The following is a 1202-nucleotide window of genomic DNA, read 5'->3' on the forward strand; positions in this document are numbered from 1 at the left end:
TTTACCACAGAGGGCACAGAGTGCACTGAGAAAACCCCTTGCCTGGAAGGCCTGTAAGCGGCTTTCAGAAACCAGCGGCGTTGCAAACAGCAGTTTGTTTTTCTCTGTGTACTCGGTGACCTCTGTGGTGAAAAAACAAAAGGTTGGTTATGTCACTACACTATCCGTTCACTGATCTGCCGCCGGCAGGCCAGCGTTTCAAGGTGGCCGACGGGGTTTACTGGCTGCGTTTCCCGCTGCCCTTTGCCCTCGACCATATCAATCTCTGGTTGCTGGAAGATAACCATGGCTGGGTAATCGTGGATACCGGCCTGGGAGTGCGCCGCAGCCGGGACATCTGGCAGCAGCTGTTGGCCGAACAACTGGACGGCAAGCCGGTGACCCGCATCATCGTCACCCATTACCACCCGGACCATCTCGGCATGGCCGGCTGGCTGCAGCAACACTGCCAGGCACCGGTGATCATGAGCCGCGGCGAGTGGCAACTGGCCAGCCATATCTGTGACGCCAGCGATGAACAGACCATCCAGCGCTTCAAGCATTTTCTCGGCAGCCATGGCCTGCAGGGCGACAACCTGGACAAGGTGGCCGGCAAGGGCAATGGCTTCCGCCGGGTGGTGATGCCCATGCCGACTGACCCGCAATTTGTCGGCGCCGGTGACAGCCTGACTATCAATGGTCAGCACTGGCAGATTCACATCGGTCGTGGCCATGCTCCCGAGCACCTGTGTCTGTACCGGAATGACGACCGCTTGCTGATCAGCGGCGACCAGGTGTTGCCCACCATTTCCAGCAATCTTATGGTGCGGCCCACGGAACCGGAGGCGAACCCGGTGGTAGCGTTTGTGGACAGCCTCAAGGCAATTCGCGATGCCCTGCCGCAGGACACCCTGGTGTTGCCGGCCCACGGCCTGCCGTTCCGGGGTCTGCATCACCGAATCAATGCGCTGGTCGCCCATCACGACCAGCAACTGGACCAGGTACAGGCCGCCTGCCGTCATCACCCCCACAACGCCCACGATATTCTGCCGGTGATGTTCAACCGGGAGCTGGATGTGCAGCAGCTCATGTTTGCCATGGGTGAAAGCATTGCGCATCTCAATTGTCTGGTGGAGCAGGGGCGGGTGCAGCGCGAAGACCGCGATGGGATCTGGCACTTCGCGGCCTGATCAAGAAGGTGAGCTACAAGCTTCAAGCTGCAA

The 1202-nt window shown here is 59.7% G+C and carries 1 protein-coding gene; it reads left to right on the plus strand.

The window, feature by feature from the left end; genetic code table 11:
* The first annotated feature begins 149 nt into the window (after positions 1 to 149).
* On the plus strand, positions 150 to 1169 hold the full coding sequence (locus B3Q33_RS03105; protein ID WP_035250328.1) for an MBL fold metallo-hydrolase: 1020 nt from the start codon (positions 150 to 152) through the stop codon (positions 1167 to 1169).
* The last annotated feature ends 33 nt before the right edge of the window (positions 1170 to 1202 follow it).

The sequence above is a fragment of the Alcanivorax sp. UBA3183 genome (assembly GCF_002364155.1).
GTDB lineage: Bacteria > Pseudomonadota > Gammaproteobacteria > Pseudomonadales > Alcanivoracaceae > Alcanivorax > Alcanivorax jadensis.